Annotated in this window: 19 protein-coding genes; all 19 read right to left on the bottom strand. The window is 35.4% G+C overall.

Going from position 1 to position 16,385, the window contains the following annotated elements; all coding sequences use genetic code 11:
- Nucleotides 1-12: 12 nt before the first annotated feature.
- On the bottom strand, nucleotides 13-759 hold the full coding sequence (locus SFA27_RS10175; RefSeq protein WP_047374434.1) for an electron transfer flavoprotein subunit beta/FixA family protein: 747 nt from the start codon (nucleotides 757-759) through the stop codon (nucleotides 13-15).
- A 149-nt stretch (nucleotides 760-908) separates the two neighbouring features.
- Nucleotides 909-1,616, bottom strand: a complete 708-nt coding sequence (locus SFA27_RS10170; protein WP_407297966.1) for an SDR family oxidoreductase — start codon at nucleotides 1,614-1,616, stop codon at nucleotides 909-911.
- 80 nt (nucleotides 1,617-1,696) lie between these two features.
- The gene (locus tag SFA27_RS10165) at nucleotides 1,697-2,617 is read right to left on the bottom strand and encodes a T9SS type A sorting domain-containing protein (RefSeq protein ID WP_407297965.1); all 921 of its coding nucleotides are present in this window, start codon (nucleotides 2,615-2,617) and stop codon (nucleotides 1,697-1,699) included.
- 210 nt (nucleotides 2,618-2,827) lie between these two features.
- On the bottom strand, nucleotides 2,828-4,207 hold the full coding sequence (locus tag SFA27_RS10160; RefSeq protein WP_047374429.1) for a dipeptidase: 1,380 nt from the start codon (nucleotides 4,205-4,207) through the stop codon (nucleotides 2,828-2,830).
- Nucleotides 4,208-4,364: 157 nt separating this feature from the next.
- Nucleotides 4,365-4,634 (bottom strand): hypothetical protein, encoded by a 270-nt coding sequence (locus tag SFA27_RS10155; protein ID WP_047374428.1) that lies wholly within the window; start codon nucleotides 4,632-4,634, stop codon nucleotides 4,365-4,367.
- 138 nt (nucleotides 4,635-4,772) lie between these two features.
- Nucleotides 4,773-5,921, bottom strand: a complete 1,149-nt coding sequence (locus SFA27_RS10150; RefSeq protein ID WP_264517795.1) for a class I SAM-dependent methyltransferase — start codon at nucleotides 5,919-5,921, stop codon at nucleotides 4,773-4,775.
- Between the two features lie 33 nt (nucleotides 5,922-5,954).
- A complete protein-coding gene (locus SFA27_RS10145; RefSeq protein WP_407297964.1) occupies nucleotides 5,955-6,275 on the bottom strand; it encodes a GxxExxY protein in 321 nt (106 codons plus the stop codon).
- Between the two features lie 136 nt (nucleotides 6,276-6,411).
- Nucleotides 6,412-7,575, bottom strand: a complete 1,164-nt coding sequence (locus tag SFA27_RS10140; protein ID WP_407297963.1) for a methylmalonyl-CoA mutase family protein — start codon at nucleotides 7,573-7,575, stop codon at nucleotides 6,412-6,414.
- Nucleotides 7,576-7,678: 103 nt separating this feature from the next.
- A complete protein-coding gene (locus SFA27_RS10135; RefSeq protein WP_047374422.1) occupies nucleotides 7,679-8,035 on the bottom strand; it encodes a septum formation initiator family protein in 357 nt (118 codons plus the stop codon).
- A gap of 3 nt (nucleotides 8,036-8,038) precedes the next feature.
- The gene (gene udk, locus SFA27_RS10130) at nucleotides 8,039-8,653 is read right to left on the bottom strand and encodes a uridine kinase (protein ID WP_045497309.1); all 615 of its coding nucleotides are present in this window, start codon (nucleotides 8,651-8,653) and stop codon (nucleotides 8,039-8,041) included.
- 210 nt (nucleotides 8,654-8,863) lie between these two features.
- Nucleotides 8,864-9,169, bottom strand: a complete 306-nt coding sequence (locus SFA27_RS10125; RefSeq protein WP_407297962.1) for an ATP-dependent Clp protease adaptor ClpS — start codon at nucleotides 9,167-9,169, stop codon at nucleotides 8,864-8,866.
- Between the two features lie 10 nt (nucleotides 9,170-9,179).
- Nucleotides 9,180-10,538: a hemolysin family protein gene (locus SFA27_RS10120; RefSeq protein ID WP_264517793.1), complete on the bottom strand. Its 1,359-nt coding sequence runs from the start codon at nucleotides 10,536-10,538 to the stop codon at nucleotides 9,180-9,182.
- Nucleotides 10,539-10,807: 269 nt separating this feature from the next.
- Nucleotides 10,808-11,671: an ATP synthase F1 subunit gamma gene (gene atpG / locus SFA27_RS10115; protein ID WP_047374414.1), complete on the bottom strand. Its 864-nt coding sequence runs from the start codon at nucleotides 11,669-11,671 to the stop codon at nucleotides 10,808-10,810.
- Nucleotides 11,672-11,757: 86 nt separating this feature from the next.
- On the bottom strand, nucleotides 11,758-13,335 hold the full coding sequence (gene atpA / locus SFA27_RS10110) for a F0F1 ATP synthase subunit alpha (protein WP_047374412.1): 1,578 nt from the start codon (nucleotides 13,333-13,335) through the stop codon (nucleotides 11,758-11,760).
- Between the two features lie 16 nt (nucleotides 13,336-13,351).
- Nucleotides 13,352-13,891, bottom strand: a complete 540-nt coding sequence (atpH, locus tag SFA27_RS10105) for an ATP synthase F1 subunit delta (RefSeq protein ID WP_407297961.1) — start codon at nucleotides 13,889-13,891, stop codon at nucleotides 13,352-13,354.
- Between the two features lie 2 nt (nucleotides 13,892-13,893).
- Nucleotides 13,894-14,391: a F0F1 ATP synthase subunit B gene (locus SFA27_RS10100; RefSeq protein WP_047374409.1), complete on the bottom strand. Its 498-nt coding sequence runs from the start codon at nucleotides 14,389-14,391 to the stop codon at nucleotides 13,894-13,896.
- 84 nt (nucleotides 14,392-14,475) lie between these two features.
- Nucleotides 14,476-14,670 (bottom strand): ATP synthase F0 subunit C, encoded by a 195-nt coding sequence (gene atpE, locus SFA27_RS10095; RefSeq protein ID WP_002979108.1) that lies wholly within the window; start codon nucleotides 14,668-14,670, stop codon nucleotides 14,476-14,478.
- 47 nt (nucleotides 14,671-14,717) lie between these two features.
- Complete coding sequence (atpB, locus tag SFA27_RS10090; protein WP_047374407.1) at nucleotides 14,718-15,815, bottom strand: F0F1 ATP synthase subunit A; 1,098 nt, start codon at nucleotides 15,813-15,815, stop codon at nucleotides 14,718-14,720.
- A gap of 59 nt (nucleotides 15,816-15,874) precedes the next feature.
- Nucleotides 15,875-16,246 carry a hypothetical protein gene (locus SFA27_RS10085; protein ID WP_047374405.1) on the bottom strand — a complete coding sequence of 124 codons (372 nt, stop codon included), beginning with the start codon at nucleotides 16,244-16,246 and terminating at the stop codon, nucleotides 15,875-15,877.
- Nucleotides 16,247-16,385: the final 139 nt, after the last annotated feature.

Below are 16,385 nucleotides of genomic sequence, written 5' to 3'. Positions count from 1 at the left end.
AAAATTTAAAGATTAGATTACTTTAGCTTCTTCGTGAAGTAATCTTACCAATTCATCCAGATTATCAGGAGAAACCATTTTCACAGCTGCTCTAGCTGGAACACTGTCATAAGATACTCCCTGAACTTTTACTTCTGAAGAAGTAGGCTCTACTACCTGTAGAGGTTTTGTTCTTGCAGACATAATTCCTCTCATATTCGGGATGATAAGGTCTTTTTCATCTACCAATCCTTTCTGACCTGCAATAATTGCCGGTAATTTTACAGAAATAGTTTCTTTTCCTCCTTCAATTTCTCTTACTGCAGTAGCTTCACCTCCGTTTACGTCTAATCCTACTGAAGCATTTACGAAGGGCTGGTTCAATAGCTGAGCCACCATTCCCGGAACGGAACCTCCATTATAGTCAATAGATTCTTTCCCGCAAAGGATAAGATCATATCCTCCGTTTTGAGCTACAGCAGCAATTTCTTTTGCTGTAGAATAGCTGTCTTTAGGATCTAGATTTACTCTTACAGCATCATTAGCACCAATTGCCAAAGCCTTTCTGATCACAGGTTCTGTACCAGCATCTCCTACGTTGATTACTGTTACTGTTGCTCCCTGAGATTCCTGAAGTTTAACCGCTTTTGTCAACGCAAATTCATCTAGCGGGTTGATTACCCACTGAATTCCGTTTTTGTCGAAAGCAGATTTATCTGCTGTAAAGTTAATTTTGGAAGTAGTATCCGGAACACTACTAATACAAACTAATATTTTCATGTGTACTATTTTATTTTTTCCCTTTGATGCATAAAATCATGACAGTTTATGCAGAGATTTTGTTTGAATTAATTTTTGCTAATATAAATAAAAAATATATTATGCATGCATAATACTTATTAAATTATTATTCAATACATTAGATGTAGTTACTTCGCTGGTTTTGTTGCCCTAAACTCTATTTTACTTGGCAAAACTCTTGGATTCATCTTTAAAATATCTAATATGAGATTCCCCATATCTTCGGGTTGAATCTTCCAACTGTCTTTTTCTGACGGAATATTTCCATTAAAATGAGTTGCCACCGAACCCGGCATAATGACCGTAGATTTAATATTGTATTTCCTTAAATCAATCATCGCAGCCTGTGTAAAACCTACCACTCCGAATTTTGAGGCATTGTACCCTGTTCCGTTTTCAAAGAAGTTGGCACCTGCGAGACTTGAGATCGTGATATAGTAACCTTCTGTCTTCTTCAGTTCTTCCACAGAAGCTTTTAAGGTATAGAAAACACCTGTGAGATTGGTTTCTATCATATCATTCCACTCTTCTGCCGTGAGCTCATCTACGGGTTTAAATATTCCCAATCCTGCATTAGCAATGATATAATCCACTCTCCCGAACTTTTCAACGGTATATTTTACTGCTTCCTGCTCACTTTCCAGGCTTCTTACGTCAGAAACAATTCCCAGAACATTTTCTGAGTATTGCTTAAGTTCTTCTTCCGCCTTCATGACATCTTCTCTTTTTCTTCCTGAAAATGCTACTGAAACTCCATTTTCAAGTAAAATTTTCGCAATCCCGAAACCAATACCTTTGGTTCCTCCCGTTATATAAGCTGTTTTATTCTCTGACATTGATGACCAAATTTTAATTCTCTAAAGTAATAAAAACGCTCCAATTGGAGCGTTTTACTGATACTAAGATTTATCAGGAATTATTTTTTTATAAATTTCTCTGTGAAGTTTCTTCCTTCTGCTTTTACATTAACCATATATACACCTGCAGTCAGTCCTTTTACATTAATTCTGCTATTGTTTATTTCAGTCTTTATAAGCTTTCCCGTCCCGTCATAGATCTCAACACGTTTTACTGTACCGGGAGAATTAATCTGTATAAAATCAGTGGCAGGATTAGGATAAATTGAAACTTCTTTGGCAATAACCTTAGAATCTTTAATCCCTAATACCAAAAGTTCACTATTCACTTTAATATTATCTATATAAGCCGATCCCAACACATTATTATGGACAAAACGCAGCTGATCTATATTCACTGAACTTGCGGCTGTTCCTGTGTAAATAAGGACATTATTAAGATAGTATCTGATATCTGTGGCAGTTCCCAAAATTTTCACTCTGTACCAGATATTTGGCAGCCAGGCTGAAGGTATGGAAATCAAATCCTGTATGCCTGATACTGTATTCAGAATCTTGAACAATCCGGTTTTATCAAAATCCAGTCTCACAACAAACTGATCATCAATACCATTTACTCCCTGAAAACCAAAATCAGAGCCGTTGAGCTGCGACATATTAATATCAAATGATACGGAGAAGTTGTTGTAAGCAAGAGGAGCCGGCAGATTATAAAAGCCTCCGATAATAGGATCAGACTGAGTTCCGTAGGCTGCTTCTTTAACAATTTTGAGGGAACTGCTTCCGTCGCTGGCTTTATCTACGCTGATGGTCTGATGGGTTACATTTTGAGGCACTCCTCCTGTGGGAGTACTGATCCATCCTGCCTGGCCATGGATATTTCCAGTGTTGAATCCTTCATTGAATTCAAAGGATACAGTCTGCTGTGCAAAAATGCATGATGATAATAGTAAAATTGCAATTGAGTAGTATTTTTTCATAGTAAATCAAGTTTTGTATTAAAAATATAAACTTTCAACAAATGGTGAAATAACTTATTACAAATAAAAAATAACGCTTTTATTCTCAGTGAATTTAATTTTAAAATCCATTAAAAACGTCTTACTACAGAGGCAATACAGCTCAATTCAGAGCAAAAAAATAAGGTATCTCTTTCCAGAAATACCTTACCCTATCTTATTTTTGTTGAATTACTTTGAATAATTTTCAAAAAACAACGGAATACTTTCAATTCCTTTATAGAAATTAAATAATCCATAGTGCTCGTTTGGAGAGTGGATTGCATCAGAATCCAACCCGAAGCCCATCAATACAGACTTAGCTCCTAAAACCTGCTCAAACATCGCTGTAATTGGAATACTTCCTCCTCCTCTGTATGGAAGAACTTCTTTTCCGAATGCAGATTCCATCGCTTGTTTTGCCGCAGCAAATTCTTTGGTATTGGTTGGTAAAACATAAGGCATCCCTCCATGGTGAGGCGTTACTTTAATTTTTACTGTATCAGGAGCAATTTTTTCAAAATATTTCGTGAATTTTTCTGTGATTTCCTGTGGAGTCTGGTAAGGAACCAAACGCATTGAAATTTTAGCAAAAGCTTTTGAAGGAATTACAGTTTTTGCGCCTTCTCCGGTATAACCACCCCAAATTCCGTTGCAGTCTAAAGTAGGACGGATAGATGTTCTTTCTAAAGTTGTATATCCTTTTTCTCCTTCTATATTGCTTAATCCGATTGATTTTTTGAATTCTTCAGGATTATCTTTCAATTTGTTCATATCAGCTCTGTCTGCATCTGAAACCGTTTCTACGTTGTCATAGAACCCGTCAATTGTAATATGACCGTTTTCATCAATCAGATTAGCAATCATTCTTGAAAGAACGTGAATAGGGTTTGGAACCGCTCCACCATAAAGACCTGAGTGTAAATCTCTGTTTGGGCCTTCCACTTCTACTTCTACATAGCTTAAGCCTCTTAATCCCGTTGTCACAGTTGGCTGTTCGTTGCTGTAAATATGAGTATCGGAAATTAAGATACAGTCGCAAGCTAATTTCTCTTTATTTTCATTCACCCAGTCTCCCAAGCTCACAGAACCTACTTCCTCTTCTCCTTCTAAGATAAATTTAACGTTGCAAGGAAGAGCATTGGTTTTCATCATAGCTTCGAAGGCTTTCAGATGCATGAAAAACTGTCCTTTGTCATCCGCAGAACCTCTGGCAAAAATAGCGCCTTCAGGGTGCAGTTCAGTTTTTTCAATATAGGGTTCAAAAGGTGGTTTTGTCCATAATTCCAGTGGATCTGCCGGCTGAACATCATAATGTCCATACACCAGTACTGTAGGTAAACTTTTATCTAAAATCTTTTCCCCGAAAACAATTGGATAGCCTTTGGTCTGGCAAACTTCAACATCATCAGCTCCTGCATTTCTAAGGTGTGCCGCCACTACATCTGCACATTTCAAAACGTCATCTTTATACGCCGGATCTGCAGAAATAGAAGGAATTCTCAATAACTCAAATAATTCATCCACGAAACGCTGTTTGTTTTCGTTAATGTAATTTAATGTCTCTTGCATTGTAAAAATTTATTTTGTTAAAATTAAAAAAAATGCCCGGCAGGGACAAACAAAAAGGCAGGATTTTCCCAACCTTATGCTAATGAGCCTTATAGCCGTCTTTTTTAATAAAAAATGCCCTGCAAAAACAGGGCATTTGTATATTTTGTACTTCTAATTAGTGTTCAGCTTTTGGAGCCTTTTCAGCTTCAGCAGGTTTTGCAGCAGCAGTACTATCTGTTTTAGGGGTTGCAGCTTCCGGCTTTACAGCAACTTCTTCCTTATGCTCTGCAGCAGCTGCATGTCCGTGACCTTCTCCCTGAGCAGCATCAGAATATCTCTCTACTCCTTCTTCCAGTTTCAAAGTCCCTTTATTTCCACCAGCAGGTACTTTTTTACAACTTACCGCTACTGTTGCAATTGCTAAACATATAACTAATTTTTTCATATGTAAAATTTATTTTTTAAAGATCATATGGAACCGCACTATTTTAGTCTCTTCTGATTTATCCAAAAAGCCGGCGATTTCATGTTTAAATTTTTGATTGCCCAAAAGTAAGAAATCCTGCTTTTTTCGGCAACATTTTTATACTGATTTTAATATTATTTTCCCTTTTTTGGATTGTGTAAAAATAAGGTAATGGTCTCCCCCATCTTTCAAACCATATTTTTTCTTGATTTCTTCAGGTTTTAAAGGGTAATTCTTTGAAATGATATTAAACTGTTCTTTTTTCTTAATATTTTTAGAATCAACTGGTTCCATTTCCAAAATTCTCCCGGGAAAGTCTTCCTTCTTTTCATTGGAGGTATAAAAATGACTGTTAGGATGAAGTTTCTTCAGTCCGAATTTCAGTGAAATCAAATTAAAGACTCCCGCTTTCAAAATAGAGTTATTGGGAATGTAAATGTATTTTTCAGGCTCAGAATACTCTGATTCAGCCCTTTCTTCTTCCCAAAATCTGAAGGTAAAGGCAGATTCTCCACTCTCAAGGTTCACACAGTTGCAGATAATCTCATCTGTATTTTCATTGGATAAAACAATAACAACTTCTTTTACATCATTTTTAAGAGCAATAATTTCTATCCTTGAAATACCTGGCAGCACCGACACAAGATACTTAAGATCAATAAGTGGGGAGAGTTTAATGACTACCTGATCGGAAACAGACAGCAATTTTCCCTGAATTTCGAGAATATCAGGAGAAAGGTCCTCCAAAAGAAAAACTTTGTTTTTTTGCTGATCTCTTCTGGCCGGATCAAGATAAATGACATCAAAATGTTCCTGATTCTCGTTCAGGAAATCTTCAAGCTTTTTGTTGATAAAATTTGCCTGACGTCCCAAAATATTCCAGTTATGGGCTACAATCTCTAAAAGCTCTGTATTCTGCTCTACCAAAGTAATATGATCAAAGTTTTGAGACAGATAATAGGCATCAATACCAAAACCGCTTGTTAGATCAATAAACTGATTCCCTTTCAACATTTCAGATTTATAAAGGGCTGTTTTTTCTGACGATGACTGCTCCAGATTAAGCTGTGGCGGGAAAATGATCCCTTCTTTCAAGAGAAAAGGAAATTTTCTTTCAGCAACCTGTTTTCCTTTGATCTGCTGTACAATTTCCTGCATAGAAACTTCCGGAAAGGGTGATTTTTTCAAGAGTAATGCATGTAAATCTACATTCAGATTTGCGTTGATATAGTTTTGGATTTCTTTGTCTAATAATTTATTTCCCACAGATTTCACAAATTGCACAGATTATGGTACTTATTAAATGTTTCCGTTTATTTTTCGAATAATACTTTTATCAATATAATCAGTATTGAAATTAACCAATATTCCTAATTTCAGTTTGGTTAATTTTAAGTAGGTTAAGAGCTGCTTGTGATGAACATTAATTATTTCAGGAATTGATTTTATTTCAATAATAACTTTGTCTTCAACAATGATATCAGCAATAAAACTTGAATCAATAAAAATTCCTTTAAATGTTATGGGTATTGGAACTTGAGTTTTAACGCTTAAACCGTTATTTTTTAATTCAAGTGCCAAGACTTTCTCATAAACTTTTTCTAATAAACCTGGTCCCAACTCGTTATATACAGAAAAAAATAGATTTCCTGATATAAAAACTTATCTCATTTTCATTCATTTGTGTATAATTTAGTTTCTACAGTTGTACTGTAAAAATCTGTGTCATCTGAGAAATCTGTGGGAGCAATTAAATTTATTCAAACATTTCAGCCCAGCGGACCGCTTTTATTTCATTTTCGTTATATAGATCACCGATAGACTTTTTAACGTCTAATTTAGGGTATAAATTCACTCCGATCAGCTTTATTTTTCCTTCTTCAATCCATTGCTGCTCTTCAATAGCATGATCATAGATCTTTTTCTGAACAACTCCCTGTTTCAACAGTTCAAGATATCCTCCGGTTTCTTCTATTTCAACGAACAAAGCCCATGCTTTTTCTGCAAACTGCTGGGTAATGTCTTCAATATAATAACTTCCGTTAGAAGCATCCTCAAATACATTGATAATACTTTCGTAAGCCAGTACAATCTGCTGTTTGAAAGAAATTTCTTCCGAATTATCTGTACTTCTGCTGACAAGATAATTATTGGTGAAAACAGCATCTGCTCCTCCGATCATTGCTGAAGCAAGCTCTAATGTGGAACGGATCAGGTTATTTTCATTATCAGAAACGGCTTTATTTCTTAGTGAAGTTTCTGCAAAGATGTATGGAACTTCATCCATACCATATTCCTTGGAAAGCTGGTTGAAAACGACTTTAAAGGCTCTCAATTTTGCCATTTCAAAGAAATAATTTCCTCCTACTGCTATTCTGAAGATCAGTTTGTTTATAATTTCAGCACCGTATATTTCTATCAGTTCCTTAGCTTTTGCCAGTGCAATACCAAGCTGCTGGTAAATAGCTGCTCCGGCATTCTGATGCAGAGAAATATCGACACAAATATTTCTTTTAAAGTCTTTTGCCAATAGTTCTTTTGCCAGCTGGTCATCTATGCTTCCTTCTTTTTCATTAAAAATATCAATCAGTGAGAAATACTGATCTTCTTCTTTAGGGCTGATGTGTCCTGCAAGATCTTTATTACTGACAAAAATGGTTTTCTGATCAAGGTTTTCTACATTCTGATCAAGGATAAATGCAAATACTTCATCTTCCAGACTTTCATGGTATCTTGCTACCAAATGGGTACTTTCTTCAACTCTGGGCAGATTTACCAAAGGCTTCTGAACCTCCGTGTAAAAAGGCTTCACTTCTATTCCTTCCAAATTCTGCTTTTCTAAAATAGGGTAAATATCCTCTGTTTTAAGTTGTTTTTTGACTAAATTTTCCCAGTTTGAAAATATATCTGTATTTGACATTAGTTTTTTTATTTGTGAATGGTCAATGGTGAATTTTGCTTTGCAAGTGAGTTTTTAAAACTAAAAATAAATTTCATCATTGACGTAATTCTATTCAACTTTATTATTTCTTAGCAACTTTTGTGCTGTCTACCACCAAAATGAAGATCTCTTCATTGGGTTTTTTCATAAAATAATTTTCTCTTGCGTATTTTTCTTTCTCAGACTTATTGTTCATCAGTTTTTTATAAAAAGCATCATTCTTTTCGTATTCTTTTTTGTAGAAGTCGAGCTGCTCTTCATATTTCCTGATTTCACCGTTCAGTTCATTAATTACAAGAAATGAGGTTTTATCGAAAAAAATCATCCATACCAAAAACAGACAGATCGTAATGGTATACTTGTTCAAAACATATTTCTGTATAAGTTTGAATGTTTCAGATTTCGGCTGAATGTCTTTGATAAGGTTGTTTTCTTCCATTTTTTAATGTTTTTTCAACGAGTTTTTAATAACAGTAGTTAAAAAATCAATCGCTACAGAATTCTGCTTCATATTGGGGATAATAAGATCGGCATCATTTTTAGATGGTTCTATGAATTCCTGGTGCATTGGTTTCAAGGTAGTCTGATAACGGTGTAATACTTCGCTCAGATCTCTTCCTCTTTCCTGGGTATCTCTCCTGATCCTCCTGATCAGCCTTTCGTCAGAATCTGCATGAACGAATACTTTCAAATCAAATTCTTTCAGTAATTCTTTATTGGTAAGAACCAAAATTCCTTCTACTACCAATACGTTTTTAGGTTCTACAGTGACATGATCTCCTGTTCTGGAATGAGTGACAAAGCTGTAAATAGGCTGTTCAATAGGCTCATTATTCTTTAAAGCTTTCACATGTTTTATTAATAGTTCAAAATCTATCGACTTGGGATGGTCATAATTCAGAGCTTCTCTTTCCGTCAATGTAAGACCTTGGTTGTCGTGATAATAATTATCCTGAGAGAGGATATTCATTCCCTCAATATCAAGCTGCTGAAGTATCTTGTCAACAACTGTAGTTTTGCCGGATCCTGTACCACCGGCAATTCCTATTACAAGCATTATTTTTTTGTTTCTTTATAGTTGGTACAAATATACTATTTTAGATAAAATATGACAATGTACGAATATTGAGAAATTAAAAGATTCAAGTATTTAAAGATAAAAAGATTTTCTGGAAATCTTACCGGTCTTTGCTATTTATTGCAATTTCTCAACATTCCCCTTTGGATTCAACAAAAAAACCGACAAATTAATTGCCGGTTTTTTATTTTATACGATTTCGCTTGTTAATTCGCGCGAAATTAATTTTTCATGCATAGGTTTCAAAACATCTATTGAGCCCGTTTTTACGGTACATTTGCCTTTGTAGTGAACAAGCATTGTACATTGCTCAGCCTGCTCCAGCGTATGCTTGCATATTTCGATCAGACAGTCTATTACATAATCAAATGTGTGAACATCGTCGTTATGCAGTACCAGTTTATAGACTTCATCCGTATCATCCAGAACGAGGACTTCTTCCTCATACTGCCGCTTTGGGTTTTCGTAATCTTTTATACTGTTATAAAAATTCATTCTAACTGTTTTAAACTTCTCCAATTTTATCTGCTAAATGATCTATAGCATTAGGTTCCTCATAGACCAGCTCCACAAGTTCTACACTTTTATTATTCATTTTCAGAATTTTAAAGTGGTAGTTCTCGAGATCAAATTCCTGGTTTTCTTCAGGGATGTCTTCCAACTCATAAAGAATGAATCCGGCTAATGAATTGTACTCACTTTCTTCTGAAAGCGGCAGTCTTTTAGGCAGAAATTCATTGATTTCGTCCAAAGGCTGCGTAGCCTGTACCCAATAGGTATTATCTGATATTTTATCAACAATTTTTTCTTCGTCGTCTTCTTCATCCTGAATTTCCCCTACCAGTTCTTCCAGAATATCTTCTAATGTAATAATTCCTTCAGTTCCACCAAACTCGTCGATAACGATAGCGATATGTTGTTTTTTAAGCTGGAACGTTTTCAGTAAGTCTGAGACTTTTTTACTTTCTACAACGAAAAAGGCATCTCTCATTAAATCTTTAAGATCTTCATGATCCAGATTTCCTTTTCTTTTAACAAATTCTCTGATGATCTCTTTTGTATAGAAAATCCCGATAACATTGTCAATTGAATCAATATATACAGGAATACGGGAATACCCGCTGTCCATAATCTTATTGATGATATCATTCACATCTTCTTCAAAATCGATGGAAGTAATATTTTGTCTTGGAACCATGATCTGTTTAGCAGAATGATCAGTAAAATCAAATGCATTTTTGATAATCTCATAGTTTTCTTCCTCAATCTCTCCGCTGTCAGCACTTTGTTTTACCAAAAGCTGAAGTTCTTCTGTAGAGTGAATTTCCTGTTCGGAAGCCGGGTGAATTTTAACTAATCTAAGGAAACCATTTGACATTGAGTTCATCAACCATATAAATGGTTTAAAAATTGTGTAAAAAACTCTCAGCGGAACGGCAGTTGCCATTGTAGTTGCTTCGGATTTTCTGATCGCAATTGATTTTGGAATAAGCTCACCAAATACAATGTGCATAATGGTAATCAACACAAAACTTGTCACTACCGAAATTGTAGTAATTGTTGTCTGGGTCAAATCTATATTCAATGAGTGAAAGATATTTTCCACCACATGATGCAGGGCACTTTCTCCTACCCAACCAAGGGCAAGGGAAGCCAATGTAATTCCTAATTGTGTAGCGGAAAGATATTCATCAAGGTGCTTGATGATATGTTCTGCCTGTTTTGCCATAGAATTTCCTTCTGCGGCTTTTAACTGAATTTGTGAGTAACGAACTTTAACAATTGAAAATTCTGCGGCTACGAAGAAGCCATTTAGTAAAACAAGAAATAAGGCCAGCAATAGCCTGACTATGTCCGAGTCCATTTAGAGGTTGTATAAATTTTATTAGGTACAAAGATATGTAAAATAAAAATAACCTGAATCCGGCATAGATTATTTTGATTGAGGATTTTTTGAAATAAAATATAAAGTGATAAAATAACGTTGTTTTTCAATAAAAAAAATAATTGAAGTAACACCTTCATTTCCTCATCAAAAGAAGATTTTTGAACAGCAAATAACAGTTTTATTCTTATATAAGTAAAAAAGCACCGAAGTTATCGGTGCTTTTAATTGTATCTTAAAATAATTCTTTATGAATTTTTCAAAGCTTCTGCTCCGGAAACAATTTCCAAAATTTCGTTGGTAATTGCAGCCTGTCTTGCTTTGTTGTAGAAGATCTTCAGATCATTTCTCAACGCTTCTGCATTATCTGTAGCTTTGTGCATTGCAGTCATTCTCGCTCCATGCTCAGATGCTACTGAATCCAAGATTGATTTGAAAACCTGAGTTTTGATAGATTTTGGAATCAAATTATCCAGGATCTCAGCTCTGTTAGGTTCAAAAATATAATCTGTTTCAACCTGAGGTTCAGTGTTCTCAGGCATTGAAATCGGAAGAAGTTTTTCTGTAGTTACTTCCTGAGTTGCTGCATTCACGAATTTGTTATAAATAACATATACTTCGTCAAATTTCCCTTCTCTGAAGCTTGTCATCACCCCTTCAGTGATATGAGCAACTGCGTCAAAGTTCAGGTTATCATAAACAGAACTTCCATTAGCATATACCGCACGGTTTCTTCTTACAGCATCATATACTTTTTTACCTACTGGTAGAACTTCAATCTCATATTGAGAGTTGTTCTGGAACTGAAGGTTAAGCTCTTTTACGATAGAAGAGTTAAAAGCTCCTGCAAGACCTCTGTTTGAAGTAACAGCGATAAATAGTATTCTTTTAACCTCTCTTTTCTGAGCATATACAGAAATCTGATCAGGATCTGAGCTAGAATTTACATTCTGGATAAGCTCCTGTAATTTTTCAGAATAAGGTCTTAACATTACGATTGCATCCTGTGCTTTTTTAAGTTTCGCAGCGGAAACCATTTTCATAGCACGTGTAATCTGCATCGTAGATGAAATTGACGTAATTCTGCCTCGTATTTCTTTTAAGTTTGCCATATTGGGTTTAGTTGTTGGTTGTCGGCTGTTGGTTGCTAGTTTTAGATATTTCTGTCAACTATCAACCAACAATCATCAACTAATTTTTAATTATATTTAGAAGCTAAATCGTTAGCTGCCTGCTTAAGAACTGCTGTAATATCGTTATCGATTTTACCTGCTTTAATAGCTGCCATTGTATCAGGGTGCTTAGATCTCAGGAATGCGATATACTCAACCTGGAATTCTTTTACTTTTCTGATAGGGACATTTCTTAGCAAGTTCTCAGTTCCAGCGTAGATCATTGCAACCTGGCTGTCTACCGGAAGTGGAGAGTTTACTGGCTGCTTAAGAAGCTCTACGTTTCTTTCTCCTTTAGAGATAACTGCTAAAGTAGAAGCATCAAGGTCAGAACCGAATTTAGCAAACGCTTCTAGTTCTTTATATTGAGCCTGGTCTAATTTCAAAGTACCAGATACTTTTTTCATTGATTTGATCTGAGCGTTACCTCCTACCCTTGATACAGAGATACCTACGTTGATCGCAGGACGAACCCCTGAGTTGAATAGATCAGACTCCAAGAAGATCTGTCCGTCTGTAATAGAGATTACGTTAGTAGGGATATACGCAGAAACGTCACCAGCCTGAGTTTCAATAATTGGAAGTGCCGTTAATGAACCGCCACCTTTTACAATTGGTCTAAGAGATTCTGGCAAATCGTTCATTTGCTTAGCAATATTGTCATCAGCAATTACTTTTGCAGCTCTTTCCAATAGTCTTGAGTGAAGATAGAAAACGTCTCCAGGGTAAGCTTCACGGCCCGGTGGTCTTCTTAATAGTAGAGAAAGCTCACGGTAGGCAACAGCTTGTTTAGATAAATCATCATAAACGATCAATGCTGGTCTACCTGTATCTCTGAAGAATTCACCGATAGCAGCACCTGCCATCGCAGAATATACCTGCATTGGAACTGGATCTGACGCATTCGCTGCAACGATTACAGTATAAGCTAAAGCTCCTTTATCAGAAAGAGTTTTAACGATTTGTGCTACAGTAGAAGCTTTCTGACCGATTGCAACATATATACAATATACTGGCTGCCCAGCATCAAAGAATTCTTTTTGGTTGATGATCGTATCGATCGCAACAGTAGTTTTACCTGTCTGTCTGTCACCAATGATAAGCTCTCTCTGTCCTCTTCCTACAGGAATCATAGAGTCAATTGCAACGATACCTGACTGTAAAGGCTCAGTTACCGGCTGTCTGAAGATAACTCCAGGAGCTTTTCTTTCCAATGGCATTTCGTATAAATCCCCAGTAATAGGACCTTTACCATCGATAGGGTTACCAAGAGTATCTACTACTCTTCCTAACATACCTTCTCCTACTTTGATAGAAGAGATTCTGTTTGTTCTTCTTACTGTATCACCTTCTTTTACTAATTTACTTTCACCAAGTAGAGCAACACCTACGTTGTCTTCTTCAAGGTTAAGTACAATACCTTCTACATCACTAGAAAATTTCACCAACTCTCCGTATTGTACGTTTTCTAACCCGTATACACGAGCAATACCATCACCGATGGTTAAAACTGTACCTACTTCCTCAACGTTTGATTGAGTATCGAAGTTGGCCAATTGCTGTTTTAAGATCGCAGATACTTCTGCCGGATTTATTTCTGCCATTGTATGGTTGTTTTTCTTAATTTAATTGGAAATCTTTTTTAACTTGGTTCAATTTTGTCTTCACAGACGCATCTACCTGCTGGTCACCTACTCTTAGAACATATCCTCCAAGAATTTCAGGTTTTACATTTACTTTCAGATCAAAGTTTGAATCAGCGTTTACAAGACTTGTAGATCTTAAAATCTGATCAAGGTTCTCTTTTGAAAGCGGAGTTGCCGTAGTAAGTGTTACTCTCTGTACACCGCTAAGGTCTTCTACCTTGTTGATAAATTCCTGAGCGATATTTTTCAATTGGTTTTCACGTCCATGTTTAATCACCAATTTGATTAAATTCTGAGAAGAAACAGATAAACCTTTGAAAATCTCGTTTGCTACTTCTATTTTCTTTTTAGAATCGATATAAGGAGTCATGAAAAATTTATTTAAGTCCGCAGACTCTTTCATGATCTTTACTACATCTTTCATTTCAGAAAATACAGTAGCCGTTTGACCTGACTCATTTGTGAAATCAAGTAAACCTTGTGCGTATCTTTTAGCTACTTTAGATGTAAGCATTCTTAGTTAAGGTTTGATTTGTTTAAATAATTTTGAACTAATTCGTTTTGAGCTTCGCTGTTGTCTAATTTTTGTTTCAGGATAGACTCAGCAATGTTTACAGATAAAGTACCAATTTGAGTTTTGATGTCTGCCATAGCAGCATTTTTCTCAGCATTGATAGTCTGTTTAGCAGCTTCGATCATTCTGTCTCCTTCAGTTTTAGCAACATCTTTAGCTTCCCCTACGATTCTGTCTTTAATTTCTCTAGCTTCTTTAAGGATAGCATCTCTTTCGATTTTAGCTTCACGAATGATTCTTTCGTTATCCTCTTTTAAAGTTTCCATTTCTTTTCTAGCTAATTTAGCCTGATTAAGAGCGTCAACAATAGATGTTTCTCTGTCATTGATAGACTTTAAAATAGGTTTCCAAGCGAATTTACCTAACAAAAATAATAATGCTAGAAAAATAACAGACTGGATAATAAATAATCCTGACGAAAACTGATGAATTAATTCCATTATATAAATGTATAAATAATTATTACTTTTTTTTAAAGAACCATTACCTGTAACCAACCGTCACAGATAATGGTCTGATTTTAATTAGTTTACTGCGAATAGAGCAGCAAACGCAACACCTTCTACAAGTGCAGCTGCGATAAGCATAGCTGTTTGGATTTTTCCAGATTGCTCAGGTTGTCTAGCGATAGCTTCAAGAGCAGCAGCTCCGATTTTACCAAGACCGATACCTACACCTAGTACTACGATACCAGCACCTACAATTTTAGGGATTTCCATAATATATAATTTTAAAAAATTTGTTTTACTTTAATTTATAATTTCAATTAGTGAGCAGCATGATGCTCGTGCTCGTGCTCTTCTACTGCCATTCCGATAAACAGAGCTGATAACATTGTAAAGATGTAAGCCTGTAGGAATGCTACCAATACCTCTAGTAAATAAATTACCAATGTAAGGAACGGGAATGCAACACCTGCGATAAAATTCTTGAATACGTAGATCAATCCGATCAAACTCATTACTACGATGTGACCTGCAGTCATGTTTGCAAAAAGTCGGATCATCAAAGCAAATGGTTTTGTGATTGTTCCTAATAATTCGATAGGAAGCATAATCAACTTCATTGGAACTGGTACTCCTGGCATCCAGAAGATGTGTTTCCAGTAATCTTTGTTGGCGGAGAACGTTGTAATCAAATAAGTAAGGATAGCAAGGAAGAATGTCATTGTAATATTACCTGTAACATTGATTCCGAAAGGCATTAATCCTAAAACGTTAAGGAAAAGAATAAAGAAGAATACTGTTAACAAATAACCCATAAATCTCTTATACTTATGCCCGATGTTTGGAATAGCAACTTCATCTCTTACGAAAATGATTAATGGCTCTAAAAACCTTGCAGCACCTGTAGGAACCACTGATTTTTTATAAGACTTAGCCATACCACCAAATAACACTAACATAAAGATTGATACTAATAAAATAATCAGTACACTTTTTGTAATTGAAAGATCTAATGGTTTTTCATTAGTTGGATGACCGTGATCATCAAGAGTTATAGTTCCAGCAGCATCAGTCTTATAAATTTTCTCATGGTGCAATACATAAAAAGAACCATCTACTTCAGTAGGCTCTCCGTGCATGAACCCTTCTTTGTTACTCATGAAAGAGTGAAAACCATTATCATATACAATAACAGGAAGAGGGAAACCGATATGGTGACCATCTTTATCAACCATCAATGTGAAATCATGTGCATCCAACAAGTGATGATCGATGAACTCTTTGTTTTCTTTGCTCACTTTGTCTTTCTCTGAAAGCTCTTGAGCAGGAGCTGCCCCAGCAGTAGCCTCACCGTGCTGTGCAGACACTAAGTTTAATACAAAAATACTGTAGAATAAAACTGCGAATTTCTTAAACATTGATAGGTTTTTTTCGTTGTGCAAAAATATGATATTTTTTCTAGTTTCAATAAATTATTTTACTGTTTTTTATCATGATTAATCAGCTTGATCGCATAGTATGTAAGCAGTGCTGTCAGGACAAAATAAGGTATAATAAAATGAAATTTATAGCCAGGAATCACTTCAAAGTTCAGTTTTTTTCTGATTAAGTACATCAAACCGAATTTTAAAAGAATCAAACCAATGACAGACAATCCTAAAAATTCCGGCGCTACTCTATTGATTAAGATAATAAGAGTGATCATCATCATAAACATGACGCTTAGAAAAAGATAAAACTTAATGATCACAATTTCATCCAGGTGAAAAACAAATTTCCAAAGAGAAAAATGCACCAGGAACGTCAGAAAGAATAAAATGACAACAAGAATATTGGGATTGATTTTCATTCTAAATTTTAATTGACCGCAAAAATAGACTTTTTCTATCGTATTATGATAAGATTTGATATATATCATTTTTTCTTATCTATATAATATTACGTCCCGAACACTTTAGATATGCTAAAAATTCCTTATTTTTGCAAAC

The sequence above is a fragment of the Chryseobacterium sp. HR92 genome, from assembly GCF_045689405.1.
Lineage (GTDB): Bacteria > Bacteroidota > Bacteroidia > Flavobacteriales > Weeksellaceae > Chryseobacterium > Chryseobacterium viscerum_A.
The sequence above is the reverse complement of the archived record's forward strand: the minus strand, read 5'-3'. Positions and strand labels throughout refer to the sequence as shown.